The following is a 26,870-nucleotide window of genomic DNA, read 5'->3' as shown; positions in this document are numbered from 1 at the left end:
TATGGAAGGCTTTTGATTTTTGTTTTCATATATAATTATTTGCCTTCCACCCTATATAAACTTATATATACTTTATTTTAACAAAAATAAAATATTAACATTGAAAATTTAATTTAAGTAACAATAAGCTATTTAAAGAATAATTAAAAGGAAAAAAGGGGCTTAAAATATTTGATAAAATTCAAAAAAAATAAAAATTTGAAATAAAAAACACAAATAGTATTTAAAACTTTCGTAAAAATCAAAAATGTAAAATCAAAAAGAAGACCAAATAGACAAAATTGAAAAATTAAACACTATTTATATACAAAAGACCTAACAAATTGACAGTTCCTTAATTGTTAAAATAGTATTATTTTCAGTTTAAATTTACCTGAACATGTTTTTTTGAATGCTAAATTTGAGTTTAGTTTTAAATGATGTTGCTAAGTTCATAACTTCAAAAATTGAAATATCAAAAATTAATGGATTAAATTATATTTCTACGGAAAATATGCTTCCAAATAAAGGCCGAATTACAATTGTTAGTTCATTGCCGGATACAAAATCAGTTAGAGAATACTTGCCTAATGATATATTAATTAATAACATATGTCCTTATTTTAAAAAATATGGTATTCTGAATATGAAATGTGGATGTTCTAGTGATGTTTTTGTTTTAAGATCTAAAGAAAACTATGATTCTAAGTTTCTTTATTATGTTTTAACATCAGATGATTTTTTTTAGCTATGTAATAGCAAATGCAAAAGGAACAAAGATGCCTAGAAGAGATAAAAAAGCTATTCAAAATTATGAAGTGCCAAATTTTCCAATTGATGAGCAAAATAAAATCTCTTATTTTTTAAGCCAAATTGATAGAAAAATTGAGATTAACAAAAAGTAAATAAAAAGTTAAAAAAAGGTTATTCCAAACCAAATGCTTTCATAACAGCTTCTTCAGGACTGTTATAGGGTATTGTTGTAAATTTAGAAAATAGTTCCGGAGGCACCAATCCAATATCTGCATAGGAGCTCATTGGAATCAATACTTTTTTAGCACCACTATCCCAACAAACTTGCAGAGCATCTGCTAAGTTTTGTACTTTTTCAACTGTCCCACCTAAAGAGAAATTGCCTAATATAGCTAGTGAAGGCAATACTTGTCTATTTGTTGCAACACTACATAATGCTATAAATGTTGCCAAAGTTAATTGGTTTGTCATGCCAATACCATGCAAATCTTTGACCTGCATTACATGATCTTTGTCTTTGTGTTTAATCTGTCCACTGATTGAATTTGCATTTGACTTGAAATATTGATAAGCAATTTTAACTGAATCTGTAATTGGTTTTTTAGACCCAATTCCATTTGGTGTAAACTTGCCAGTACCTTTCATCATTTCAGTTTCAAACTTGTAAACACCTAGTTTTCCGCTTTCTGCTGATGGTCCAACAGAATATAAATGTCCTGGTTTTAAGTCGCCTTCAGGAATTAATTTGCTGCTTGCCTGTTCTTCAACACCAACAGGATAATCTCTATTTTCTTCTAAATCAATGTATGAAAAGTTGACATCATAGAATTCCATTCCGCCAATCTTTTTAAGCTGTTCCTTAACTCTTCTTCTTGATTCTAATGCTAAAGTTAATATTTCACGAATGTCTTCTTTATCAAAGTCCCCATCAGGATAAACTATCTTAACAAGCCCCGACACCATACGATTAACTGCAATTGTGTCTCTTTGATTTAAATCTCGACCTAATCTGAAGTATTCTTGGTATGCATCAGAAAAAGATCGTTTACGCATTTCACGGAAGAATTCAGATAAATAGTCTGTAATGAATCCAAAATCATCTGTAAAAAATTCTGGCCTATATTTTGGTATTTCCCAACCAGGAATATAACAATGCATCCTATCAAAGAATGCAGTGTCTGTTCCAATTTCTGAAGGAAAAGGATCAAACAAACTAGAAGTTTTCAATAATGATTCAACACTTTGATTAATATTTCCTACGAATACCATTGATGCATTTGCATTTTTCTCTTCTTTTCCTCTTGAAAAGGAACCTGATGCCATAAAGTCCTTCATGATAGCTATTCCATCTTGGTCTTTGAATTTGATTCCTGCCACTTCATCAAAAGCAACACAATCCCACATACCCACAAGACCAATTTGTCTAGTATTCATATTGTAGAATAAGTTAGCTACTGTAGTTTGACCACCTGAAACCAAAATAGAATTTGGTGAAATTTCTTTATAAATATGGGATTTACCAGTTCCTCTAGGACCAAGTTCACATAAGTTAAAGTTATTTTCAACTAAAGGAATGAGTCTAGTTATTAATAACCATTTTACACGGTCATCAAACTGTGTTGGCTCCATACCACAAGACCTTAAAATAATATCAACCCATTCTTCTTTAGTGAAATTTTTTCTATTTATTAAAATTTCATCTAAATCTATATTAGGTAGTTGTATTGGTTGTAAGTTACGTATTTTAATTGGATTTCTAGTATAATCTGCTTCATCAAATTCATATTCTAAATTAACCATACACCACAAGTTGCCGCCTAAAAGTCTTTCATATCTTTGAGGAAATTCGGGAGCAATAGGAATTTCTTTAATTCCCAAATTAGAAAATGTAGCTTCATAAATATCTTTTTTATAATTTAGGCTAACACTTACAACATCAATAATAGAATAAGAACCCAATTCCTTAACTTTAGATAGTATTTTTTGAGCTTCATCTGGACGAACATAATTATTAGCTAAGATATCTTTAACCGTCTGAACACCTTTCTCTACTAAATCATCATTTTGCGAGCAATATTTGCCTAACAAATATTCTAAAACATAAACTGGTACATTTGCACCTTCTTTAACTCTTTTGGTTAAATCTTTTCGAACAATTTTACCATCAAAATAATGTTTTAATTTTGTATTTAAATCATCTTGTAAATCATATTCACTCATGAAAAATCACCTAAAAGAAATCAAATCCATCCTGAAAAGCTATATCTATTGTAAAAGGAATTCTCTCAATTTCTAACTCGTCATCTAAATCTCTTATAATTAAATAATAATTTTTAGATTTGTCATATTGTTTTTGTAAAAGTCTGAATTTTTCTTTAAATTCTCTATCTTCTGCGGAATCAGAATTTTTATCAGCAAAAATAATAGCATCACTAGAAATTTTATTATTTCCCCCATCAACAAAATAAATTGATACTTGGCGAGGTTTGATGTCTTGTGAAACGTTTTCTTTTTGGAAAAATGTTAACATAACATCATAATTTGTAATCCGATTATTTGTTGAAATTAATTGTAAATCAACTTTTGGACGTTTATTAGAATTTTTACTGGCTTTTACTTCCAATAGAGGAATAATACATTCTTCTAAACTTGCACCACCATGTACAAAGTTAAGCCCGGCACCTTTTGTTTTAAATACATCCACACCGATTGGAACATTTGCATATAAATCCATATTCAAATAATCCATAGAAATTGAAACAGCACCGTCAATAGCTAAAGGTTGTTCTGAAATAATAAATCGTTTATGACGTTTATCTGAAAAGGCATCTAAACTAACTTTATCATGTTCTTTAAGTTTATCACGTTTATAAATAAAACCATGATCAGCAGTGATATACGAATGGGCGAAATTAATATTACTTAATTTTGTTATTAAATTTTTTAAATCTTCTATTGTATCTTGAACTGCATTAAATACTTCATTTTCAGATGGGACATGATCACCAATAGCATCAATTTTATTATGATAAATATAAACTAAATTAATTCCTTTCATTCTTTCCTTAAATTGTTCTGTTGTTAATTTATCCACATTTTCATAAGATATTGCTAAAACATCATTTGAATAATTATTTAAAATAGCATTACGTTCATCAGTGGACCTGCAATTCAAACCATCAACTAATAGATTTTCTGCCTCATAAAATATTTCATTATTAGGTAAAAGAGATGCCATTCCTAAAGCAGTATATGATGGAATTGAAGAAATCATAGGCTTGATTTTTGGAGTTCTAGTAGGGTCTTTTTCAAGTTCCACGAATAATTCAACAGCACAACCATATCTGAAAGCATCAGATATAATGACTGCTGTTTTATGTTTTCTTACTGAAGATGGAATATTCTGTTTATAAAATTTCCATTGTTTTGGAACTTCAAGTTCTGAAATAGGTTTTTCAACAAGTTTTTTAGTGAATTTGGAATTAATTACACTTAAAAATTTATTTACATATAAATTTTCAATTAATTGTCTTAAATCTTCAAAATTCTCTGTTTCATCCAATTTATCATAGAAATAATAGAATTTCCTATAATATGAATCTAAATAAACCCATTTATTTGCATAAATCTTAATTAATCCATCAACATCATCTGGAAGATCAGTTCTTTTAAATTCAGTAATTAAAGAAATGAATAAATTTGCAAACCTTAAAACTTCATAGTAACTCTTATATTTACGATAAAAATGAGTTTTTTTACGCTCTTCCAAGATATTTTTAAATTCAGAACCTAAATCAACCTGATTTTCATATAACAATTCAACATAATGTTTAATTATATTTTCATCAAATTTCTTAAATGAATCACAATAAACATAAGAATCAATAGTGGTGTAACCTAAACTAGTAATTTTAAGTTTTGATTCTAATATTTCTGCTATTTCATCATAATAATTAGAATAATCTTCATTTTTCATAAATTCTCTAATGAAAATTGAAGAGTTATTTTTATCTTCAACTAGATATTCATCCCATGATTTTGGTGTTGGGCCTTGATATAAACCTGAGGTATAATTCAAAATTAATGATCTGACAAATTTAGATACTGAAGGAGTATCATCATTGTATGAGAATTTTTTTGAAATTAACTGCCAAAAATCATCTAAGATATTAAATTTTTCAAAGTTATTGATAATCTTATTTTCTTCAGAATTATTTATTATAACTTCACGAACAATATAATCAAAATTTAAAGTTTTTTGATTTGATAAAACTGCTAATATTGCTTGAATAATATTTAACTCAGTATATGAAATATTTAGATTTTCAAAAGCATTTACTCTTGATTTTGCATTCCAAAAGGCAGAATATTTTTTAAGTAAATGATTATATTCTGAGGGGATACTTAAACTTTGAGCAATCATTTCAATTTTATCCGCTGAAAATGGAACCGCATAATGAACTAAATCAGCAAGATAATTATCATTATCATTAGGTTGTGTGAATGGAGCATAAATAAGATAATTAGATTCTTTATCTTCAAATTCAATTTGGTATTTGGTTTTTATTAGATTATTCTCCTTTAAGACATATAATTTTGCATTATTTAATTGAATATTTTCAATATCTTCAATAAATTCTTGATTTTCATCATACCAGAAAATAATTTGACGATTGTAATCTTCTGAAAATATAGAATTTATTCTGTTTTCTATTTCATCAAGATTCATTTTAAATACCTTTTAAAATCTTTTCAAATTCACTTTCAGATAATACTGGTTTTAAATTGTCTAATTTAACTTCTTCAGAAACATTAGCATATTTCATTCCTCTTGTTCTTTCAAGGAATTTTGGTTCATCCAATTTATAAACTCTTAAAATCCAAATTTGAGCTTTAGAATTGCCAAGATATGATTTTACATGATTTTTTGTCCAAATATGATAATCATTTAAAGCACCTATTCTTGAAGAAGATTTTTCAACAACTTTTTCTACACGTGCAAAATATTTAACTTCAAATTTAGAATCTTTTTTATTTGGAAGAGAATTATCTTTTACAAAATCTTGATAATCTTCTCTAAAACTATTTAGATAATTTTCTTTAAATGCATAGCTTACAGTTGGATACAATAAAAATTCTTTTACATTGGTTCCATATTTTCTAACTAATATTGATTGTTTTCCTTGACCTAATGCTTCGATAGTTGCATTCCATTCATTTAAACATTTAGTAATTGATTTCGTCATAATAAAACCTCTATAACTCCAAATTAACAACATCATTGTTTTGTAATTCATGTTTAAGTTTAGCTTTAATTTTATTTAATAATTCATCAATTTCTTGTTCAGATTCTATTTTAAGTCTTGAAGATGAGGTAATCTTTTTAATATCTACTGAAACTTCTTTAATAATTGGTTTAGGTAGAGTACTGGCAGGAAGTTCACCAGGTTCAGTTGGTGGCACTACAACAGTAAAGTTATCAATATCTTTTATAAATCTATCTCTAAGATTTTTAGATTCAGTAGTAATTCCTTTAATAATAGCAATATTTTTCTGTGAGTTTAATTTATCTTTTAATCTTGAAAATTTTGAATTAACTTCATTTTTAAATTCGTTTTTAAGTTCATCATTATTTAATCTTGATAAAACATCATTTAAATCATTATTAATATCATTATCTATGATTGTTCTTTCATCTGCTAAAATTTGATCAAATCTAAAGTTGAACTCTTTATTTAATTCTGGCAATCTTCTAATATTTGAATAAGGACTAGGCATTTGAATAATCTTATTAATCTCAGATGCTTTTTTAGATAATAAAGAATCATTAATTAGATTTCTATTGCTTTCATAAACATCCCAAACAGCACACGAATCTTCAAATATTGTTTTTTGCCTTCCTTGGAAAAATGATAATATTGGTTCTAAATATTCTGAGATATCTTTGAAATCATCTTCCATTTCATAAACAAAATTAAAAAATTTTGAAGTATTTTTCTTATTATCTACATCAGTGAATAATTCTTTAGCTTCATCAAGAGTTTTTTTTCCAGGGTATTTATCAAAAATTCTAAATTCTGAAATACATTCATCGATAACATCTAATTTTAATTTATTTACTCTTTTAAATTCATCCATTATTTTTTCATCATTATCAAATGGAATATTTAAATCATAACATTCATCCAAAACATTTTTAACGGCTTTGATTTTTTTATCATCAATTGTATCTCTTGTTTCAATTAATAATTTTTCAAAGAATTCTGTTTTTGTTAAATATTCAAATATTTTTTGAGCACCAATTTCTCTTAAAAAAAGTTCATTACTATTCATTATTAAAGTAATCTTTTTTTGAGCGAATAAAGTTGCGACTAGCCATTGAATATCTAAATTATTAAATCCATGAGGTGCTTTAGAATATCTTTGAAGCAGATTTTTTAAAGTGATAGTGTTACTTATTTTTGATTGTTCTAATATGTAGTTGTCCAAATCATTTAATGCATTTATACAATCACTATCATTTGTTACAAGAACTTGTTGATAATCTTGAGTTAAAGCATATTTAATATCACTTTTATCTGGTGCAAAATCCATATAACTTAATTTATTGTAGACTTTATCCACAAGTTTGCCCATGGCTTCATCAAGTCTTGATTCAATATTTTTCTCAGCAATATCTACCTTATCGCCTTTAACATAAATTGTAGATTCTTTAATTGCAGATTCTAAGAATAATTTAATTCTTTCAATTTTATCATTATATTCTCCTTGTTTACGTGCTCTTAACTCTGCTTTTAAATCCGCACTCTTTTTGGTTAAAAATTTATGAATTTGTAAAGATTCCCTAATTTCATCAAAAACCGTCAAAGATTCATTTGAAAGGTGAATAATAACCTCATTATTCTTTTCAGATAGACTTTTCAAAATATTATGCATATTTCCTTCACCAAAAGAAGTTTGAGCTGAATCGATTAAATTAGCTTCATAACTAGGAGTTATTATTCTTATTCCAATATCAAATTCTCTATTGTTAATTTTTTTATCATCAATAGATTGGTTAAATGGGAAATTATAACTATTACTGAATTTATATTTATTTTTAGGATAAATTTCTGTGAAAATTCTATTTGCTGCATTATCTAAAATTTCACCATCATCTACAATTTGATTTTTAATTTCGCGATTTATATCTTGCTCTTCATTTGTTAAAAAGGAGTAAATCTCGCCATTTTTCTGAATTAAAGTCTGTTCTTGTAAACGTTTTAAAGATTTATCAACTTTATGATTAAGTTCAAGTCTATCCTCACCAATATTAGAAATCATTAAAGTAGTAATATTTTTAGAAGTTGCTTTAATTTCTTTAACATGCTTTATCATGAATAAAACTTTTAATATTTCAACATCAAAATCAAATAAAAAATTATTGTCTCTTGCTTTTTGAATTACCATACTATAAGTATTGTCTAAAAATTCTTCAATAGCATTGTAAAAAATACTAAAGGGGACTAATGTATCTTCTTCTTTATCTTTAACAGCAATTGCAGATTCTTTAAAAAGTGCAAGCATTGATCTTTCACCATCAGCTAAATGTTTACCTGAAGCAGAATGTTCTCTTATAGATGTTAAAACATTTTGTACTAAATTAAATTGATAAGGTACAAATGGATAAATTTCTGCAAAGTTTTTTGCACTTTCATAAGTTTTCATTTCAGCAGATTTTTCAAATGATAAAATATTCTTTAAAATTGATTCTACATTATCATATTCTGATTCTAATGTTTGTTTAGCAACATCATTTTTAGCCAGAATTCTTCTTCGAATTACTTCATCAACATTTGAAGAAGAAAGAGATAAACGTGTTTTAAATCTTCCTTGGATTTTGGAAAAATCAATTCCTCTAATATCTTTTGTTATATCATCTATATTTTGTTGGCTTGTAACAATAACCCAGGCTTTTCCTTTGCATTTCATTCCTAATTCTTCAACAATAGTTTGTAAATTTAACATTAGTTTAGTGTCATCTGCAATATATTGTCCAACTTCATCAACTAAAAAAACAACATGATGATTATTTCCTTTTTTATCACAATATTCTTTTACTTCAATGGCAAAATCTTCAATTGAATATTCAAATGTTTTTTCAGCATTATTTGCCCAATATTTAGCATCATCTTTATCCATAAATCCAATATTTATTATGCTTTGAATTATATGTTTTCGTTCAAATTTAAAACTATATTTTCCTTTTTTATCCCATGATTTGCCACTTAATTTTTCAAATTCCATTTTAAAATCATCATATTTGTTAGACTCATCTAACTCTTTTTCAAGTTCTGCTAAAAAAGGTTTATTTCCAGAGTATCCTCTCATTTCATTAAATGCATTATAAAAAACATCTAATATTGGATCTTTATTAGAATTTGATTGCGATGATGATTTGGAATCAATATTAAATAAAATAACATCTGCATTTACCTTACTTGAGTTTTCCATGTTTGCCATTACAATAGGATCTTTAATTTTTTCATCCTCAATGAAAAAATCTAAGGGTTTTCTTCCATTAATCACCAAATTTCCATCTAAGATAAAAGACAATATTTTTAAAAAATGAGACTTACCACTTCCAAAGAAACCTGAAATCCAAACACCCATATCAACAGTTGGATTCGTAATTCCTTTATTATAAACTGAAAAAAACTCTGAAAAATGTTTTAATAGTTCATTAGTCACAACATATTCCTCTAATTCTTGATAAATATTATCTTTTTCTTTATCAACTGTTATTACACCTTTGATATTTCTTTCAATATCTTTTTTAAACATGTTCTTTATCTGCATAAAAAATCCCTTTTATATTATTAATGGAAAAGCTCTGTAATAATTAGAACCCTCTAATGTATTAAATAAAACTAAGTCAGTTCCAGAATATTTTCCTGGGAAAAATAAGACGACTGGAACTTTATTTAATTTTTGATGTAAATTATTCAAAACATTGTGTGATCTGAGAATAGGATATGATTTTCCAACACCTGTTAAAAATACTACACAATTATCTGGAGTTTTATTTATTATATGGTTCACAATTAAATTATTTTCATCAGAATTCAATTGTAAAAATGTTACGATTGCATTTATAGTCTCATCAATCCCATCTTCTTCTTCAAATATAAAAATATCTTTTAAATATCCCTCATTTCGTAATAATTCAATTATAACCTCATACAAATCGAATTCGACTATAAAAAATGAATGATTTGAATCAGCAGTGTATTTATTTTTTAGTCTTGAAACTTCCTCCCTAACTTTAAGTTCATATTTAGGATTATAATCAAAGATATAATATCCAACTTCATTACTTAAACCTTTATTTTCAAGAAAAAAAGGTTCTTTAATCTTAGGTTCTATCTTACTAATTTTTTCATCAATGTTCATTTAACCTTCACCTGTAATTGCATTTAAATAAGGAGTTAAATTCTCTTTAATCATCAAATCCTTTAATCTATAATCTATGAAAGGAATAATTATTTTATATTCATTATCATCTTTTTCAATCAAGCCAGCTTCTTTTAATAGAAATCTATATTGCCTTTGAACCCGATTAACAGTTTCTTCAGTCCAATTACCAATAATCTTACTTTGATTTGATTTGTTCATGAAAAAAATGTCAAAATCAGATTGTTTAAGTGCATAATTTCCTAAAAGAATGTGTTCTCTAAATACTTCATGAACAAATTCAAAAAATAATTTATCATTTCTTAAGATAGATATAATGACAAAAAGTTTACTAGAATTCACATCACAATTAATAAAATAAGTTAAAGATTCCTCTGAAAAATCCTTTAAACGAGTGAATAATCTGTTAGGAATATCTTTAACTTTATATTGACTTTCAACTTGGTAAAGGTTTTCATTTAAAGATAAATCTAAAATTTCTTCTTTTGAAAGGCCATCAAGAATATATTCTGCAGTTAATTTGGATTCTAAAAGCCAAAACGAAATATTTTTTATTCCAGCACTATATTTCATAATATTATCACTATCATTAATATATGTAAATAATATAATAAATATTTTGAATTATTGCTTTGAAGTCATAATTTTTTAAGCAGGTTGATTTTTTTAGATTTTTTACATTCTTTGGAAACTTCTACATCTTGGAACTTTGCATAGTTTACTTTTACTCCATCATCTAAATCAATTTCGATATTTTGGTTTGCGATGTGTGCTAGTGCTTCATCATATTCTTGTGTTTCTTTTAATTGTTTTTGAAGTTTACTTTTTTCTTTGGTTGCTTTTCTAATTTCCGAGTTTGATGAAGAGTGATTGATAATATTATCACAATTTACAATTGCTTGTTCAATTGCTTTTTGTGTTTTATGTAAATAATTAGTTCTAATTCTTGCAATGAGATTTGGTTCATATCTATGCATATATACCAAACAATTAAATCCATTTTCTTTTCCACTTGAAAATTGCCAGTATATTGGGCATTTTTTGTAAGTTTTATTATGAGCATTGAAGAAGTTTTTAAGTAGATACTCTCTGATTTTTTCTCTTGATGACTTTTTATTTTTAGCTAAAGCATTTGCAATAAAATCTAAATTTTCTTCAAGGTCTTCTTTTCCAAAACATGTTTTTATAAACTCAACAAATCTTCCAACAATATCATCTTCAAAATATTCAGAATCAAGAACTGGAATTATATTGTCATCATCAGGGACAAATGTGTTGTATTTTGTTAAATCGAACTCACCACCAGCATATTGCAATCCTTCACTATCTAAACTGTAACGACCAAACATGCAACCAACGGCAAATGAAATAAATGATTGAATATCTAAATTATAATCAGAATTAGTAATTGAAACTTTTTTATCATCTATATCCCATCCAACAACATCATTAACATTAAATATCGAATTAAAAAATTTATTTAACTTTATTTCATTTGATTTCAATGAGTTAAATTGATTTTGTTTATATTCAATCCATTGATTAAAAATATCTACTAATGATGTTGAATCAAAATTTAAAAAAGGATGCTTTTTAAAATTCCAACTTAATTCATATTCATTCCAATCATTTCTTGATAGAGTTATATTATTTTTTACTAAATTAACAACATATGATTTATCATGATATTTAATAGGGATCTTTCCTACATATCCAATGTCAAAATGTATTGTAGGAATTATTAAATTTAACAAAAATTGACAGAAATTTGTATTTAAATAACCTAAAATATATAATAAATCATTTTTATCTTTAAAATAAGCTCTTTTTCCAACATTATTTGATATTAAACCGGATTCATGGAATCTTACACTAAAATTAGAACTATTAATATCACTCCAAGTGACTGATTCTTTAAACTCAAAATCTGAATCCACTGCAAATTCTTTAAGAGATACATAATCTTTATTTCCATACCATTTTCTATAAGAACCCCCTTTATTTAGAGGCACATATTGAGATTTAACTTGATTTAAATTTAATGCATCAAAAGTGATTTCATTGAAATCTACTTCAAACCAAAATTTAAATAGTCTATCATTTTCCCCATTTGTTGATCTACCACTTTTCAAAATTGAAACATCTTTCAATAAATAATTATCAGAAAATGCAGAGACAATATTATCAGTAATCCAATATGCAATTGGATTTCCTGGTATTTTATCAAAATCACCTTGATTAATCACATGTTTATTTCCATCATTAAAAAACGATGGGGCTACTATATCATTCTTAATATCACTTAATTTAATATGATAAAAAGTACTATTATAATTCATTAATGTGGTTTTTCTAAATACAGTTGCAGATGTTCCAAATGCAATTCTCATCACCATATTATCCATATGTAATAAATTAGAGATCGTAGTTGTTTCTATTAATTTTTTTCTAAATTTTTCAAAACTTGATAAAAACATCCACGATTGCATTGTAACCATACAATTAAAACCATGATTTTTAACCATATTTAATCCTTTTTCTAAAAATACTGCAAATAAATCTGTTTTTGCTAATGGAAAATTGGATTTAATATGTTCTTTTAAGTTTGGATTCATTCCATTATTTCCCATGTATGGGGGATTAGTTACTACAACATCGTATTTTTTAGATATTATTTTTGCTTGATTCGCAATAGTGGTTAATAAATTTATCTCATTTTGATATCTAAACTTAGTTAATGTATTATTTAATTTTAAATCATTGAGTAACTTAATTATTTTATTAAAATCTAGGGATTTAATTTCTAAAATACTTCCAAATTCTTTTGCATCTTTAAATGAATTATAAAGATATTTTAAATCATTTTCCATGGTTCTGTCTTGTAACTAATTCAATATTCCATTTATCCACACTATTAGTCGACAGAAAAAATAGCAACTATTTAATAACATCAAGAGATATAATTTTAATTAAATATTGGTGAAATTATGGATAAAACTGCAATTAAAACATTTGCTATTAATTCACGTAAAAAGTTAATAGAGGATGTTGAATATAAAATGAGTTTAGTTGGGATTAATAAAGATACAATTAATGAGTCTATTAGTTCAGTTGATGGAATTGAAACTTATTCTATTGGTGGATCAACTAATAGTATTTATGATGAAGATATAAAAAAAAGAGAACAATTAGTTAAGGAAGTTCAACAAAAAGGTTTTGAAAATGTTGTTGAAGAAGTGGCATATACGTGGTTTAATCGTATAATTGCTATTCGTTTTATGGAAATAAATAATTTTTTACCAACTAAAACTAGAGTTTTATCATCAGAAACTTCTGGAAAAATTGAACCCGATATCGTTACTGAAGCATTTGATATTGATTTAGATTACACTCATGAAGATAAAGAATTAATTTTTAAACTTAAAGATGAAAATAAATTAGATGAGTTATTTAGATTTTTATTCATCAAACAATGTAATAAATTAAATGAAATTCTTCCCGGTTTATTTGAAAAAACCGATGATTATTTAGAATTATTATTAAACATTTCATTTACAAATGAAGAAGGAGTTGTTAGGCAATTAATTGATAATATTCCTGAAGAAGATTTTGGAAGTCAGGTTGAAATAATTGGATGGTTATATCAATTTTATAACACTGAACTAAAAGATGAAACTTTTGCTAATCTTAAAAAGAGAATTAAAATTTCTAAAGAAAGAATCCCAGCAGCTACACAATTATTTACTCCAGATTGGATTGTAAAATACATGGTTGAAAATTCTGTTGGAAGATTATGGTTAGAAGGACATCCTAATGGCAATTTAAAATCAAAATGGAAATATTATGTTGAAGAAGCTGAACAAGAATCAGAAGTCAAACAGCAATTAATTGATCTTAAAAAAGAATCAAAAATTTTAAAACCAGAAGATATTACTGTAATTGATCCATGTATGGGTTCTGGCCATATTTTAGTATATGCATTTGAAGTTTTAATGGACATTTATGTTTCAGAAGGTTACACAGAAAAAGATGCTTGTGAATCTATTCTTAAAAATAATTTATATGGTTTGGACATTGATAAAAGAGCATATCAACTAGCATATTTTGCAGTTTTAATGAAAGCTAGAAAATACAATAGAAGAATTTTAACAAAAAATATTTCACCATTATTATGCTCAATTGAAGAAACTAATTCAATTTCTGAAGATTTTATTGAAAAATTGGTTTCACAAGACAGAACCATAGAAAATGATTTAAAATATCTTTATAATTCATTTAAAGATGCAAAAGAATATGGTAGTATTTTGGATATTAAAAATATGGATATTAATAAACTATTTGAATTAATTTATAATTTTGAATCAAATAAAAATAATTTAAATAAATTTAACTATCAAAATGAAATTCAAATTTTGAGGAATATATTAAATCAAACTAAAATAATGTCTAAAAATTATGATATTGTTATTACAAATCCCCCTTATATGGGAAATAGTGGAATGAATCCGAAATTAAAAGATTATTTGAAAAATAATTTTCCAAATTCAAAATCAGATTTATTTGCAGTATTTATTGAAAAATGTCATGAATTTGTTAAATCGAATGGATTTATAGCAATGATTACTCAACAATCATTCATGTTTTTATCAACATTTGAAAAATTAAGAGTTGAATTAATAAATAACCATACAATAATTGATATGGTGCACTTAGGAGCACATGCATTTGAAGAAATTGGTGGAGAAGTAGTGCAGGCAACAACATTTATTAATAGAAATAATTTTCTTGAAAATTACAACTCAACATTTCATAGATTAACTGAGTTTAACTCAGAAAGCAAAAAAGAAAAAGAGTTTTATAATGATAAAAGCAAGTTTGTTACAAAACAATCTAATTTTGATAAAATTCCAAGTTGTCCAATTGCATATTGGGCGGATGAAAATTTAATTAATTGTTTTAATAATACAAAATTAGAATCAATAGCATCAGTTAAACAAGGTCTTGCAACTGCCGATAATAATAGATTTTTAAGATTTTGGTACGAAGTTGATTTTAATAAAATTGGGTTTTCTTCAAAAACATGTGAAAATTCATCAACTAGTGGTTATAAATGGTTCCCTTATAATAAAGGAGGGTCATTTAGAAAATGGTATGGAAATCAAGAATATGTGATAAATTTTGAAAATAACGGTTCTGAGTTAGAAAATTTTGAAAAAGCAAATGTTTCTAATAGAGAATTTCAATTTAATGAATCAATATCTTGGTCAAGAATATCAAGTTCAAAAATAAGTTTTAGAGATTATCCTGAAGGTTTTCTTTTTGATTCAGCTTCATGTTCTATATTTTTAAATACAAATTTATCAAAAAAATACATTATAGGTTTGTTAAATACAAATATTTCTCAAAAAATCTTAAATTGTATCGCACCTACCTTAAATTATCAAGCTGGAGATATTAGTTTAATTCCAATAATATTTAATAAAAATTTAGAAAAAAGTGTTGTTAATCTTGTTAATGAAAATATATCTATTTCAAAAAGAGATTGGGATGATTATGAAATTTCTTGGAACTTTATGAAACATCCTTTCCTAAAATATGGTTCTGATTTAATTGAAACAAATTATAATATGTGGGAAAATTATAAAAATAAAGAATTAACTCTAATAAAAAATAATGAAATTAAATTAAATGAATTATTTTCTCAAATTTATAATTTACAAAATGATGAAGAGAATGAATCTCAAACACCTATAAATCTTGCCAATTTAAAGGAAGATGCCAAATCATTTATTTCTTATGCCATTGGTTGTATGTTTGGACGTTATAGTTTAGATAATGATGGATTACAGTTTGCAGGTGGAGAGTTTAACATTAACAACTATCATAAATTCATTCCTGATGATGATAATATAATTCCAGTTCTTGATTCTGAATATTTTGAAGATGATATTGTTGGAAGATTCATTGAATTTGTTAAAATATGTTTTGGAGAAGACACATTGGAAGAAAATTTAGAGTTCATAGCTGATGCATTAGCTAAAAATAAAAAATCTTCTAGAGAAAAAATCAGAGATTATTTGCTTAAAAATTTCTTCAATGACCACAAAAAAACATATAAAAAAAGACCAATATATTGGCAGTTTAATAGTGGAAAAGAAAATGGGTTTAATTGTTTAGTGTATATTCATAGATATGAACCAAATCTCATTGCAAGAATAAGGACTGATTATCTACACAAAACACAAAAAGCTATTGAACAATCCATATCTAACTGTGATAATAGAATAAAAAATAGTTCATCAAATACAGAAATTAATAAAGCCACTAAAGATAAAAATAAACTTCAAAAACAACTTAAAGAAACACAAGATTATGATGAAGTTCTAGCCCACATTGCTAATCAAAATATTAAATTAGATTTGGATAATGGAATAAAAGATAATTACACTATTTTTCAAAAAATTGAAGTAACTTACGAAGGTAAAAAATCTAAAAAAGTTAATTTACTTAAAAAAATTTAGTAAGATAAAATTAAATCTTCTTTAAAAGATTTATTTTTTTATCTTTAACTCCATCTTTATGTAAAACTATATTTTGAAATTTATTATGGTTGATTTTTATACCATCATCTAAATCTATGCATATATTTAAATTAATTATATGATTTAGAACTTCGTCAAATTCAACACTTTCTTCTAATTGTTTAATTAATTTATTCTTTTCTTTAATTACCCGAACTTTTTCAGAATTTGAATCTGTATTTTTAAAAATTTCATTACAATTTGAAATTCTCTGTTCAATAGCTTTTTGTGTTTTATGCAAATATTCTGTTCTTATTTTAGCTATTAAAGTTGAATCAAATCTATGAACATAAATTAAACAATTAAATGCATTTTCTTTTCCACTATTAAATTGCCAATAAATAGGTCTTTTTTTGTAAATTTTATTGTGATTATTGAAGAAATCTTTAATGAAATAATCTCTTAATTTATCTCTTGAAGATTTATTTGTAGTTGACAATGAATTTGAAATAAATTCAAGATTTTCTTCTAAATATTCTTTCCCATAGCATATTTTAACAAATTCAACAAATTTTCCTACAATATCATCTTCAAAATATTCCGTATCTAATATCGGAATAATATTATCATTATCAGGAATAAATTTATTATACTTTGTTAAATCAAATATTCCTCCAGCAAAAAATAGATTTTCTACATCTAAATTATAACGTCCAAACATACAACCCACAGCAAAGGAAATAAATGATTTTATATCTTCATTTAAGTTAGGTTTCTTGATAGAAATATGTTTATCTTCAATAGTGTTATCAAATGGAAGATTATAAGTTTTTGAAAATAGTTCATTTAATTTTATTTCATTTTGTTTTAGATTATTAAATTGATTATTTTTATATTCAACCCACTCATTATAATTTGATTCTAGTAAATTATTATTAAAATATAAAAGAGGATGTTTTTTAAAGTTCCAAGAAGTTTCATAATCATTCCAGTCCTCTTCACATATTGAAATATTATTTAATACTAACTTTTCAATTTTATCTTTTTTAGTTTCATCAATCTTAATAGGTAGTGAAGAAATATGACCTACTTCATAATTTAAAGTTGGTGAAATTAAATCTAAAACACTACTACAAACATTTGAATTTAAAAACCCCATAATATAATTTAAATTTTCATTTAAAAATACTGAACAACCTGCTACATCAAAAATAAATCCATTAGGATAATATCTGAATGCAATTTTTCCACTAGATATTTTTGACCAACTTAATGATTTATAGAAATAAAACTTAGAATTCCTTAAAACAGATTTTTTGAAATTTCTCAATTCATCACCATCGTTCTCCCAATTTATGATATACTCTTGGTTTCCATACCATTTTCTAAATGATCCTCCTTTATTATAAGGGAACCATTTATAACCACTAGTTGATGAATCTTCACATGTTTTTGAAGAAAACCCAATTTTATTAAAATCTACTTCAAACCAGTATCTTAAGAATCTATCGTTTTCACCAGTTTGCAGACCTACTTTAATATTCCCTATTGATTCTAATTTTGTATTATTAAAACAATTAATTAAATTTTCATCCGCCCAATATGCAATTGGACAACTTGGAATTTTAGGGACTGTCAATTTGTTAGCTCTTGTTTTCGTTTTTCGATCCAGCCATTTTTTTGGTGCATTATCTGGTTGAATGTTCCTTTTAATGTTCTAATTTTCTTTTTGTGTGTTTTGGGCATTGTATTTCCAATGTAATTTTCTATTTGATTGTTAGTACAGTCTAGTTTTCCTTTGTGTCTTTTTTTAAGGATTTGTAATGTATTTTTTGTAATTCTGGGAAGAATTTTTTCTTTAAGTATTTTGCTAGAATTGGTGGATAAGTTTATTAATTTTTCTTTTAGGAAATTGATGTATTCATATTGCTTCTTTGTAGGTTTCTTTTTTGGATAATATTGTAAAAATATGCTTATAATATTTTCGTTGATTTCATATTTTGTAGTTGTTTATCCCTGTTTTTTTGGATTGTTTTTTTTTTGATTTGTGTTTCTGAGTAGTTTAGGGTTTTGTTTTTTTTTTAGATTGCTTTCATATTCATTTTGCGCATTTGCTTTAGTTCTTCTCTATAGTTCTTCATTGATATTATAATACTTAAGTGAAATGTGCATGTGTTGGTTGTATCAAATCCGAGTTCTCTCATTATTTTATTATATTCTGGTTTTAAATCTAGTTTACTATTGCAATGGACTCTGTTGCTTTGGATGCTGTTTTTTTTATAAAATTTTTTTGTTGTTGCAGAATCATTCTTTTTTCACTATATGAGTGTTGGCAGAAATTATTAGTTTTTAATCATTGTTCATTTTTTACTAAGTTTACATTTTTTTTATTAAATTTTGTTCAATTTCATAATTTAATTTTTTTTAAAGTTATTTTTTTTGATTATTTTTTAATTTAATTACATTATTTCAATTAAAATACAATTTATCTTATGAATACTTGTTAGTTTTTAATAATAAGGTTTATAAATTTTTTATTCTAACTATAAGTTATTTAAATCTATTTATATTATAAATTACATATATATAATTAATTATAATGGATTTTATAATTATATTAATCAAATATATGGAGTTTTAATTATTATGATTTTAAATAACTATATTTTAAGAGATTTTAATAAGGAAATTGATGAAATGGAGAACGAATTTCAACTTATGTATCCTTGCATCAACAATCGTTGATGGAACTTTTAATTGACTTTAAAATTAAACGTAACACTTCAAATGTGGGAAAACCACCATTTAATCTAAAAGATATGGATAAAACTAATTTTTTTTATGGATATATTAATAAAATAACAAGCACAGTGGAATTATCTTATAATGCTAAACACAATAATTTATACAATATTATATCTCACGGCATAGAACCAAGTGACAGGACAATAAGAGATTATTGTAAAGTATTTTCAACCAATTTACCAGTTAATAATGAATTTTATACTAATTGTAGCTAATAAAATTGGTTTAACTGATTATGAACATATTGCAATTGATGGAACAATTAAAAAAGCTTATAAACTCTCCTTTCAATATAATTAAAGAAAAAGACCTTAGTTTATTAATAAGACATTATATGGTGCAAAAATTAAATAAAAGATGAAATTAAGAAGCTTAGAAAAACAGCAAGGAAATTTTTAAATGATAAAATCTAAAATACGGATGAATGAAAAAGTCAATATTCTTTTTCATTGGTGGCATTTTGCTTGATTGGTCTGGTCAAATATCGTTGGCTTTGAATGATCATGAATGCTAGATTAATGAAAACAAAGGATAAAAGTCAAAAATATATCCTAAATTTTCATTAAACATTTCAATTGGGGGAACAGATACGAAATCTAAATTGATTTGTGGTGTGAATGCTGTTCAAAATCCCAACATGATCATTTATCAAATTCCAGCCTTAATGAATCAAATCCTCTACTAATTTAAATTCCAAACCAAGCAAAATTAGTGCAGATACGATTTATTTAACTATTAGCAAATTTGAATTATTTTAGATAATCTTGGCATATCTGCTTTAATTCCTACATCACAGCAAAATCGAGAATAATTCTGATAATTTACCAGAAAACCAATTTGCTTATAGATTATTTTTGATTTTGATGAATATAAAAAATGTTGTTATTTGTCCAGAAAAACATGAATTAACACTCGATGGTGAATATGATGCTCCACCTGAAAAAATGTGGAGGCAATAAAAACTCATAATTACTCTATTCTAAACTATTTTGCTTGCAGAAATTGCAAATTTGCAGGAATTTGCTTTTACAAAAAAATCATAGAACAATAACTCGATATGTTCATGAAGTTGCATACAAAAATGAGGAGATTAATGGCTACTGAAGAAGGAATAAAAGAATATATAATTACGTTCTAAAACTGTAGAAGCACATAATGGAACTTTCAAAAGAATTTATCATTTATGACGACATTCCAATAACTGGATTAAAAAGAGTTCAGAACTTAATGTTCACCATTGTAGCATCCTACAATTTAATATAGATTGTTTAGTCTAATTAAAGAAAATAATATTGATTTATTTACAGTTATTAATTCTATAAAATTCATATCATTAAATTAAAAAAAGTTTTCATAAAAAAAGGAGAAATGAAAAATGTTCAAAATCAAATAATTTCTGCCAACACTCTATATTAACTCTGCAATAGGCATTCGATTAATTAAATCAATATAATATATGTCTATAATACCATTTTCGCTCAATTCATAATCCATTGTACAGTCATAAGCAGCATAGAGGTGAAAATTTCATATCGGTGTTAACATAATAACAATCTATTGAAAGTTAAAAGCGATTTTCTATATCGTTTCATATGACATATTAATGCTATTAAAAACATTAAATGTCCAAGAAAGATTTCTTAATGAATTCCAACCATCTTTTTCGCAACTCAATTGCCTTGTTTTTCATTTTAGTTGAAAAATTACAGAAATCTTCATAAAATTCCTATTAAGCCTAATACTTGACTATATTTTCTACATTTCTTACAAAGTATATCGCTTGACTTTAATAATAAACACTAATTCCGTTTTCTAAATAGATTTTACGCTTATTATAAGATTTTTTAATAACATCATGAGAAAAACAATGATTTACAATGAGGATCATGGATTACTCAATAACCCCATCTTTGTTAATAAACGCAATCTTCATCATAGAATGCCATCGATATACAAAAAAAATTGAACAGTATTCATCACCAAAACTACATTGCACTCTTTCATCATCATTTTTTCTAACAAGATCAACACTCGAAATAGTTAAATATATATTGGTTGCCATCCAAAAATAAGATATGGAAGGCATTTGTTTTTTTGTTTCATGTATAAATATTTGTCTTCCAACCTATATAAAACTTATTATTGCTCAAATTAAGAATATAATTACAAAAATATGGTAAAAATAATTTAAGAAAAAAATCAACCAGTTAATCAAAAATTAGAAAGATTTAAAAAGAAATAAAAAACGCAAAAAACTAGAATTAAAACCCATTACAACAAAAAAAACAACAACCAATATTTAAATCTTTTCACAAACACAACATAAAACAAAAAAAAATCAAAGAAAAAGAAAAAAAACTAAAAAAATATGACAAAGAGTTAACAAATTGACAGTGCTGAATTTTATCAAAATTAGATTGTTTTGTAACAAACTTGCTTTTATCATTAAGAACTTCGTCACCAGATATTATATCCAAAACTTTTTCTTTTTGAATATCCATACCACCAGTAAATTCTGAAAGTTTTAGATATACTCCATCATACTCGCCCTCAAAATTTGATAAAATAAATGTGCAAATCGGAACAGTAGCTTCTGAAAATGCAGAATATTCTAATTGAATTAAAGATGAAATTGATTTATTTTTTATAATATATTTTCTTAAATTTTCATGATTTTTTATAAACATCCAAACAAATGGTGTCATTAATCCAGAATAACCATTTTCTTCACAAAAATCAAAATTTCTATATATAAACATTGAAAATAAATCCTTAGAATAATCTTTATAGTGCTTTTTAGCAAAATCTTTCATAGTTTTTTCAAATTTATTCAAATATGGAGGATTTGTCACAACAGCATGATATTTATTAGCTAATAACTCTGCTTGGTTAATTAAATCCATAATATCATTATTAATTTTGTTACTAATATTTATCTCAGATAATGTTGATTTCGAATTATTTAATAATTTCGCCATTGATTCTTTCATATAATCAAAATTCATACTCTTCACATGGATAAGAGAACCAGATTCTTTTCCAGATTTAAATAAGTCTTTTAAATAAATGATATCATCAACTAATTTAGAATCATGTTTTTTAATAAATTCAATAACATCATCATTAATTTCTGTTGATTCTTGAATAGAAAAAACATTTGGAGAAATACCTTTTTTTAAAATTACCTTATTATATTTTCTTGCTTTCATTAAAATGGTAAAATAGGATAGTTGACATGCTCTATCATCAATATCTAAACCAAATATATTATTTTTAAGTATTGATTCAGTAGCATCTTTTTCTGTGTATCCCAATTCTTTATAAATTTCTAAAAAAACATCAAAAGCATAAACTAAAATATGTCCAGATCCCATACAAGGATCAAAAAATTTTAATTCCTCAACATTTATATTTTCACTCCTAATTTTATTAAGTTTTATTTGAGTTTTATCATTTTGTTCTGCTTCATCTAAATAGTATGCTAATTTATTTTTTAAAATAGAATTTTTGTTTCTCTCAATCCAATACCTGCCCAATGAATTATCAACCATATACTTAACAACCCAATCAGTTGTGAATAATTGAGTTGCAGCAGGAATATCCTCTTTTTTAACATTACTTTTATTAATATTTATCACATAATCTTTTTTTTCAGATATATAATATTGATATAACCAACCTATTATTTCAACTTGATTTTTAAAGTCATCTTCAGGAATATTAATAATTAATTGCCGTATAATATCTTCGTTGTTTGTGAATGAAATGTTTAATAATAATTCTAAATAATCATTTGTTTCTTTGAATAAATTTGGTAGAATTTCATTTAATTTATTACATTGTTTGATAAATAGAAATTGGAACAAATCATCAAGTTTATTATCGTTTTTTAATTTAAATATTAATTTTTTATCATCAACCGTATAGTTCAAATCTATATTTAAAGCATTAGAAATCACATCTGGTTCATTTTTACCTTTTGTTTCACTGGATAAAACCCGAGTTTTTGTTGGTAAATAATTATTTACTTCCATATATCTAATTGCAATTATGCGGTTAAACCAAGTATATGCTACTTCCTCAACAAAGTTATTAAAACCTTTATTTTCTATCTCTTTAAGTATTAATTCACGTTTTGGAATATCATCATCATAAATAGTATAATTCATGGACCCCCCAATATTATAAGTTTCCATTCCATCTGCAGTTTTGGGTTTCTGAATATATTCCTCAGTAATTCCAATTAAACTCAATCTATAAATTGTATCATCAATAAGTTTTCTCCTAGATTTAATGGCAAAATTTTTTAAAGCAGTTTTATCCATAATAACACCTTTAATACATATATTCAAATCATGTTTTCACATTTTAAAACACATGAAAAAATAAATAATTATAAATTAAACATGAAGTCTTTTAATGGTTTATTATGAAATTTGTTCTTTTTATATTTAATTGGTTTTTTGTGAAGAAATATAATTCATACTTTAAAATTTCAAAATATTAATTTTCATAAAAACCCTACTAAAATTAAAAAAAGAAGGTGGAAATATAATAAATAAGCCTTTATAAAAAATTTATATAATATTATACTCTTTTCCAGATAGAAAAACATTAATTACAATATTAAATTCTTGTTTTTCTATTTTTCTTTCCGAATTTTCATAAATCATTACATTTTTCATTGCAGATTGGTATATTTCTTTTAATTTTTTTGGATTTGTTTTAATGTAAGTTTCATGAACTTCATTTTTGCTACGCCCCTGAAGTGAATCAACATATTCTGCAGATAATCCAATATTGGATGCATGAAATTTACGCAATGTGTGGGATCTGAAAAATCTGTATTTTCCTTTAAATCCCCAATCCATTTTATCATTTATCTCTTGAAATCTAGTTAAAAGCAAAGATGATGTAAAATCAAATAATTTATCTTCTAATTTTAAGTTTTGCCTTGTTTTTAAATATTTAACAATATGTGAACTTGCTTCAGGAGAGCAAAATGTATAATAATATTTATCTGTTTTTATGCGCTTCAAATAAAAAGTTGGTACAATATTATTCTTTTTATCCAATGTTTCTAAGATAAATTCTATTGAACCTCCATAATGATATTCCTGAGTAGCTTTAATAAAATGCCCAACTGTTAATGATAATGTTTCTGCTTTTGCAGTTCCAGAACTGCTCATAAATAATATCACTGCTTTTAAATCAATTGGTGAAATTAGTAGTGTTTCATGTATATGTTCACGGGTTGGTAAGTCCGAGTAATTAGTTTCATAAATTTTATCGTATTTAGCTTGCGGTAAATGAGGTATTTCAAATTCAAAATGCAAATATAATGTCTTTATTTTTGAGAAATATGTCTTTGAAGTATTAGGAGATAATTTACTATTTAATAAATAGCTTCTAAAATCCAATAAACGTTTTTTAATTTTACGATCTTTCAATGGAATTCCTTCATTCTCATCATTATGTGCTTCGGCAAATAGACTTTCGATTGTTTCGCCATTGAAATTCTCATATAATCTTAAAGAGGATTCATAACCTTTTTTAGTACTTGATTTAATATTTCTATCTCTACAAAATTTTTGAAATATACTATTGGAATACATGAAGTTATTTTTAGCTATTTTTAGAGAAAAAATTTATAAGTTTTTGATGACACTTCAAATAAATCTCAAACCTATTATAGTTTTTCTCTAAAAATTTTTACCATATAACTTTAACCAGTTTTCATAAAATGATTTGAAGTCGATAATTCATAAAATTTATCTTTAAATAAGTTAATTAACTAATTTTTGGTTGTATAACATGTTTTATATATTATTTTTTTTAATTACTCGCCATACGTCTTCTATTGGATTTAAATCTGGACAATAGGGTCTTAAATAAATTAAATTAATATTTAATATTTCTGCTGCTTTTTGGACCATTTTTGCCGTATGAATTCTTATATTGTCTAATACTATATTAATTTTCTTTTCTGTACTTATTACCTCTTTTTTTAATGGATTTTCAATATTTTGTTTAATATTTTTTTCTTTTTCTGTTATCTATTTTTGTTTTGTTGTTGGGATCTTCTTTATTGCAAATTCTTTTAATTGATTTTAATGATTTTTCCTTTGATTTATCATCATACAATTTATTATTGATTTTATTTATTAATTCGTATTCTGAAGATAGTTCTTTTTTAATGTTTTTTTAATAAATTTGGAATGATTTATAGCTTTGTATAATAATTTACGTCCTTGTTCATTTTTTATATTTAAAATACAGAATTTACATAATGATATTAAAAAGGTAAATGCATTTGATTTTTTTGTTTTTTCAACATAATGGTTTGCAATTTTATTGATTAATAACCTATCATGTTGATTTTTATTCTGTTAGGAATTTTTGGAATTATATTTTTGTTTCCATATTCATAAAGAGTTCTTGAAGTATTTTGGAGTATTTTGGCAGGCCGTTTCATCCAAAATAACTAAAAATTCATTTTCCAAATCTATGTTTTATAAGTTTTTTTTAGATGTTTTTTTGCATCTTCTGGACGTGAAGAATACTTAATGAAGGGTTTTCCATAATTTAAGCCTAATTTTTTACGTATAATAGTCCAAACAGTTTTATAATCATGATTTATACCATATAACTCTTTGATAAGTTTTTGAACATCATCAATAGTATATGATTCCTCGCTAGAGGTAATAATTTCTTTTAATTCGACTAATTGTTCATTAGTTAGTTTTGGTTTACGCCCACAATTATGGTAATTAGAATACAAACCTTCTAAACCATTTTCATTATAATTTTTCACCCAACGTTCCCCAGATTTTCTACTTGCGTGAACATAATTAGAAGCTTGAGAAATCGTTTCACCCTGATACACCATACTTATAACAAGTAACTTTCTATACATGTCATAAGAATTCTTATATTCTTTCATAATATCCTTAATTTCATCCAATTCAAGATGCCCTTCAATTTTTTTGCTACGTTTTACCATGAATATTAATTTGTCATTTATATGGTATAAACTTTTTAAGAAAAACTATATAATAAATTATAGACCCAATACGAAAAAAACCTATTAACAGCATCTATATCTAAAATAGTCAAGTTAAATCAATAATCATAATGATTAAAAACATATAAATATATCTTAAATAATATAATATTAACATATATTCAATATAATTTGAATATAATTTGTTTAATTAATTAAAAAGGTGGATAATATTTTGAAAATTAATAGGATAATGTTAATTAGTATTGTTTTATTAGCTTTCTTATCATTAGGGGCTGTTAGTGCATTTGATAATTCAAATGATACTATTGGTAATAATATTGCTTTAGATGGTT

Annotated in this window: 17 protein-coding genes; 4 read left to right on the top strand and 13 right to left on the bottom strand. The window is 25.0% G+C overall.

Annotation, left to right across the window (positions count from 1 at the left end):
• Window positions 1–400 precede the first annotated feature (400 nt).
• Both MBORA_RS04455 and MBORA_RS10245 read left to right on the top strand, forming a co-directional pair.
• Window positions 401–727 carry a restriction endonuclease subunit S domain-containing protein gene (locus MBORA_RS04455; RefSeq protein ID WP_052331839.1) on the top strand — a complete coding sequence of 109 codons (327 nt, stop codon included), beginning with the start codon at window positions 401–403 and terminating at the stop codon, window positions 725–727.
• Entirely contained in the window at window positions 714–884 is a 171-nt protein-coding gene (locus MBORA_RS10245) for a restriction endonuclease subunit S (protein WP_081738394.1), read from the top strand. Before MBORA_RS04455 ends, MBORA_RS10245 begins: the two co-directional genes overlap by 14 nt.
• Window positions 885–903: 19 nt before the next feature.
• On the opposite strand, the gene brxL is transcribed toward MBORA_RS10245, so the two are convergent.
• From brxL to pglX (MBORA_RS04420), 7 genes are all read right to left on the bottom strand, one after another.
• Complete coding sequence (gene brxL, locus MBORA_RS04450) at window positions 904–2,952, bottom strand: protease Lon-related BREX system protein BrxL (RefSeq protein ID WP_042694041.1); 2,049 nt, start codon at window positions 2,950–2,952, stop codon at window positions 904–906.
• Window positions 2,953–2,962: 10 nt separating this feature from the next.
• Window positions 2,963–5,461, bottom strand: a complete 2,499-nt coding sequence (pglZ, locus tag MBORA_RS04445; RefSeq protein WP_042694042.1) for a BREX-1 system phosphatase PglZ type A — start codon at window positions 5,459–5,461, stop codon at window positions 2,963–2,965.
• Between the two features lies 1 nt (window position 5,462).
• Window positions 5,463–5,978, bottom strand: a complete 516-nt coding sequence (locus tag MBORA_RS04440) for a DUF1802 family protein (RefSeq protein ID WP_042694083.1) — start codon at window positions 5,976–5,978, stop codon at window positions 5,463–5,465.
• Between the two features lie 10 nt (window positions 5,979–5,988).
• Window positions 5,989–9,570 (bottom strand): BREX system P-loop protein BrxC, encoded by a 3,582-nt coding sequence (gene brxC / locus MBORA_RS04435; protein ID WP_042694044.1) that lies wholly within the window; start codon window positions 9,568–9,570, stop codon window positions 5,989–5,991.
• 12 nt (window positions 9,571–9,582) lie between these two features.
• Window positions 9,583–10,164, bottom strand: coding sequence for a DUF1788 domain-containing protein (locus tag MBORA_RS04430; RefSeq protein ID WP_042694046.1), 582 nt, complete (start codon window positions 10,162–10,164; stop codon window positions 9,583–9,585).
• Window positions 10,165–10,758 carry a DUF1819 family protein gene (locus MBORA_RS04425; protein ID WP_042694048.1) on the bottom strand — a complete coding sequence of 198 codons (594 nt, stop codon included), beginning with the start codon at window positions 10,756–10,758 and terminating at the stop codon, window positions 10,165–10,167.
• Window positions 10,759–10,823: 65 nt separating this feature from the next.
• The gene (gene pglX, locus MBORA_RS04420) at window positions 10,824–13,055 is read right to left on the bottom strand and encodes a BREX-1 system adenine-specific DNA-methyltransferase PglX (RefSeq protein ID WP_063720292.1); all 2,232 of its coding nucleotides are present in this window, start codon (window positions 13,053–13,055) and stop codon (window positions 10,824–10,826) included.
• Window positions 13,056–13,172: 117 nt separating this feature from the next.
• Between pglX (MBORA_RS04420) and pglX (MBORA_RS04415) the strand changes: the two genes are divergently transcribed.
• Window positions 13,173–16,706 (top strand): BREX-1 system adenine-specific DNA-methyltransferase PglX, encoded by a 3,534-nt coding sequence (gene pglX, locus MBORA_RS04415; protein ID WP_042694050.1) that lies wholly within the window; start codon window positions 13,173–13,175, stop codon window positions 16,704–16,706.
• 10 nt (window positions 16,707–16,716) lie between these two features.
• On the opposite strand, the gene pglX (MBORA_RS04410) is transcribed toward pglX (MBORA_RS04415), so the two are convergent.
• Window positions 16,717–18,378 (bottom strand): BREX-1 system adenine-specific DNA-methyltransferase PglX, encoded by a 1,662-nt coding sequence (pglX, locus tag MBORA_RS04410; RefSeq protein ID WP_269319450.1) that lies wholly within the window; start codon window positions 18,376–18,378, stop codon window positions 16,717–16,719.
• 1,072 nt (window positions 18,379–19,450) lie between these two features.
• Here pglX (MBORA_RS04410) and MBORA_RS04405 point away from each other — a divergent pair.
• A complete protein-coding gene (locus MBORA_RS04405) occupies window positions 19,451–19,726 on the top strand; it encodes a hypothetical protein (RefSeq protein WP_157944458.1) in 276 nt (91 codons plus the stop codon).
• A 1,676-nt stretch (window positions 19,727–21,402) separates the two neighbouring features.
• On the opposite strand, the gene MBORA_RS10810 is transcribed toward MBORA_RS04405, so the two are convergent.
• From MBORA_RS10810 to MBORA_RS04385, 5 genes are all read right to left on the bottom strand, one after another.
• Window positions 21,403–21,573 (bottom strand): hypothetical protein, encoded by a 171-nt coding sequence (locus MBORA_RS10810; protein WP_157944464.1) that lies wholly within the window; start codon window positions 21,571–21,573, stop codon window positions 21,403–21,405.
• Window positions 21,574–21,820: 247 nt separating this feature from the next.
• Window positions 21,821–23,836 carry a BREX-1 system adenine-specific DNA-methyltransferase PglX gene (pglX, locus tag MBORA_RS04395; protein WP_063720289.1) on the bottom strand — a complete coding sequence of 672 codons (2,016 nt, stop codon included), beginning with the start codon at window positions 23,834–23,836 and terminating at the stop codon, window positions 21,821–21,823.
• Between the two features lie 252 nt (window positions 23,837–24,088).
• Window positions 24,089–25,126 (bottom strand): phage integrase SAM-like domain-containing protein, encoded by a 1,038-nt coding sequence (locus MBORA_RS04390; protein ID WP_063720288.1) that lies wholly within the window; start codon window positions 25,124–25,126, stop codon window positions 24,089–24,091.
• Between the two features lie 204 nt (window positions 25,127–25,330).
• The gene (locus MBORA_RS11120) at window positions 25,331–25,534 is read right to left on the bottom strand and encodes a transposase (protein ID WP_394328385.1); all 204 of its coding nucleotides are present in this window, start codon (window positions 25,532–25,534) and stop codon (window positions 25,331–25,333) included.
• A gap of 482 nt (window positions 25,535–26,016) precedes the next feature.
• A complete protein-coding gene (locus MBORA_RS04385) occupies window positions 26,017–26,514 on the bottom strand; it encodes a helix-turn-helix domain-containing protein (RefSeq protein WP_063720287.1) in 498 nt (165 codons plus the stop codon).
• Window positions 26,515–26,870 lie beyond the last annotated feature (356 nt).

It is taken from the genome of Methanobrevibacter oralis, from assembly GCF_001639275.1.
Classification (GTDB): Archaea; Methanobacteriota; Methanobacteria; order Methanobacteriales; family Methanobacteriaceae; genus Methanocatella; species Methanocatella oralis.
Note: the sequence above shows the minus strand (reverse complement) of the source record. Positions and strands in the feature narration are given on the sequence as shown.

What these genes read in the sequence shown, in the direction of transcription:
- brxC (WP_042694044.1), bottom strand. Translation starts at nt 9,570, where the DNA reads ATGCAGATAAAGAACATGTTTAAAAAAGATATTGAAAGAAATATCAAA.
- pglX (WP_063720289.1), bottom strand. Translation starts at nt 23,836, where the DNA reads ATGGATAAAACTGCTTTAAAAAATTTTGCCATTAAATCTAGGAGAAAA.
- brxL (WP_042694041.1), bottom strand. Translation starts at nt 2,952, where the DNA reads ATGAGTGAATATGATTTACAAGATGATTTAAATACAAAATTAAAACAT.
- MBORA_RS10245 (WP_081738394.1), top strand. Translation starts at nt 714, where the DNA reads ATGATTTTTTTTAGCTATGTAATAGCAAATGCAAAAGGAACAAAGATG.
- pglX (WP_063720292.1), bottom strand. Translation starts at nt 13,055, where the DNA reads ATGGAAAATGATTTAAAATATCTTTATAATTCATTTAAAGATGCAAAA.
- pglZ (WP_042694042.1), bottom strand. Translation starts at nt 5,461, where the DNA reads ATGAATCTTGATGAAATAGAAAACAGAATAAATTCTATATTTTCAGAA.
- MBORA_RS04390 (WP_063720288.1), bottom strand. Translation starts at nt 25,126, where the DNA reads ATGTATTCCAATAGTATATTTCAAAAATTTTGTAGAGATAGAAATATT.
- MBORA_RS04405 (WP_157944458.1), top strand. Translation starts at nt 19,451, where the DNA reads ATGGAACTTTTAATTGACTTTAAAATTAAACGTAACACTTCAAATGTG.
- pglX (WP_042694050.1), top strand. Translation starts at nt 13,173, where the DNA reads ATGGATAAAACTGCAATTAAAACATTTGCTATTAATTCACGTAAAAAG.
- MBORA_RS04425 (WP_042694048.1), bottom strand. Translation starts at nt 10,758, where the DNA reads ATGAAATATAGTGCTGGAATAAAAAATATTTCGTTTTGGCTTTTAGAA.
- MBORA_RS04440 (WP_042694083.1), bottom strand. Translation starts at nt 5,978, where the DNA reads ATGACGAAATCAATTACTAAATGTTTAAATGAATGGAATGCAACTATC.
- MBORA_RS10810 (WP_157944464.1), bottom strand. Translation starts at nt 21,573, where the DNA reads ATGGCAACCAATATATATTTAACTATTTCGAGTGTTGATCTTGTTAGA.
- MBORA_RS04385 (WP_063720287.1), bottom strand. Translation starts at nt 26,514, where the DNA reads ATGGTAAAACGTAGCAAAAAAATTGAAGGGCATCTTGAATTGGATGAA.
- MBORA_RS04430 (WP_042694046.1), bottom strand. Translation starts at nt 10,164, where the DNA reads ATGAACATTGATGAAAAAATTAGTAAGATAGAACCTAAGATTAAAGAA.